At 50.9% G+C, this 1,635-nt stretch carries 1 protein-coding gene; it reads left to right on the top strand.

What is annotated here, in order from left to right:
- Window positions 1–231 precede the first annotated feature (231 nt).
- Window positions 232–1,635 (top strand): phosphoenolpyruvate carboxylase (ppcA, locus tag MVC73_RS00490; protein ID WP_297506022.1); only part of this gene is annotated, 1,404 nt, incomplete at its 3' end.

Here is a 1,635-nt window from a genome sequence, read left to right on the forward strand (position 1 = left end):
TCATTGATTCTCTTGCTCATCGAAAGCCGCCGTTCCACAAACCTGATTACGGGTTCTCCGTTAATCGGAAGAGTGTAGTTTTCCCCTCTCTCCGGAAACGCAAGAAGGACTCCAAGCATGGGGGATGGAAAGACAATTTCCTTTAAAAAGATTTGCCACGAAGTTGAATCTAGTCCAACTCACTTGGGAAAACGCTTAAATTAATGCCGGGGGATGGTCAAGGGGATTGGAATGATACCGAGGGTCATGAGCACGCAGCATCCGGATAACGTTTTCATCCCCTTTTTCGCCCACGACCCTGTTATGGGGGGAGAAGATGAAGTCGTTGAGGCTTTCTACGCTTTCAGCGTTCTGGGCGCGGATGAACAGATGTGGGACTTTGAGGGCAAAGAAGTTGATGAATTCGTGGTCAAAAAGCTCTTTGAGCGCTATCCAGGTTTCTTCAAGAAGCATCGCCTCGGTAAAACTTTCCGACTCACTCCGCGCGTTCCCAACCCGAGCATCGAAAAAGCGGAGGCAAAACTCCTTCTTGAGACCCTTCAGGTAATACCGAGGAGTGCCGATTACGCGAGGCTTTTCTACGGGGAAGAAGTGGCGCCAATATTTGAAGTAATCTTGCCCATGACAACATCCTCGGCGGAGCTAAACCGTGTCTACCACTTATACAGACGTTATGTGGTCTGGAAACAGTACAAGCGCGTATACGACATAAAGCTCTACGAGTGGATAGGGAGATTCTTCCCCGAGGAAATAAACGTTATCCCCCTTTTCGAGACTAGAGAAGCAATATCATCTGCTGCGGAGATAGTTGAGGAATACCTTAGCGATAAGGAACTCGAGTACCAGCGTGTTTTCTTGGCTAGAAGTGACCCTGCCATGAACTACGGCCTCATAAGTGCAGTCCTCTACGACAAAAAAGCCCTTTACGACCTTCAACTCGTTGAAGAGAGAACCAACATTCCCATCTTTCCGATAATAGGTGTTGGCGGCGCTCCATTCAGGGGACATTTCACGCCGGAGAACGTTGATGCCGTTCTTGAGGAATACCCAAGCGCCCAGACATACACGGTGCAGAGCTCATTCAAGTACGACAGGCCAGCAAAGGATGTCATTAGGGCAATAGAGCGCGTTAAATCGAAGAAAAGGGGGCAGGCTGAGGAGATTCCCGAGGAAGTTTTTGAGATATTGGAACCGTACACCGAGCGTTACTCCGCTGAACTGAAGGCCCTGGCCCCGACGATAAGGGAGGTTGCCAAGCAGGTTCCTTCTAGGAGGCGGAGGAAGCTCCATATTGGCCTCTTCGGATACTCGAGGGAAGTAAACGGGTCGGCCCTCCCAAGGGCGATAAAGTTCACCGCCTCACTCTACTCCCTGGGCATCCCCCCGGAGCTGCTTGGCCTGAGTGCACTTAGTGAGAAGGAGCTTGAGTTCCTTTCAGAGTACTATCGCGGCCTCTACCACGACCTTGAGTTCGCCTTCCGTTACTTCAATCCAATGGCCGTCGAGCTCTTTTCATTCCTTAAACCCCTAGCGGAGATGGCGAAGGAATACGAGAGGGACGAGCACCACTTTGAGATAACCTCGAGAATTCTCGGAGGGGAGCTTGATGAGGCGTTGGTGGTTGAGGCCGCAGGC

It is taken from the genome of Thermococcus sp. (assembly GCF_027052235.1).
Classification (GTDB): Archaea; Methanobacteriota_B; Thermococci; order Thermococcales; family Thermococcaceae; genus Thermococcus.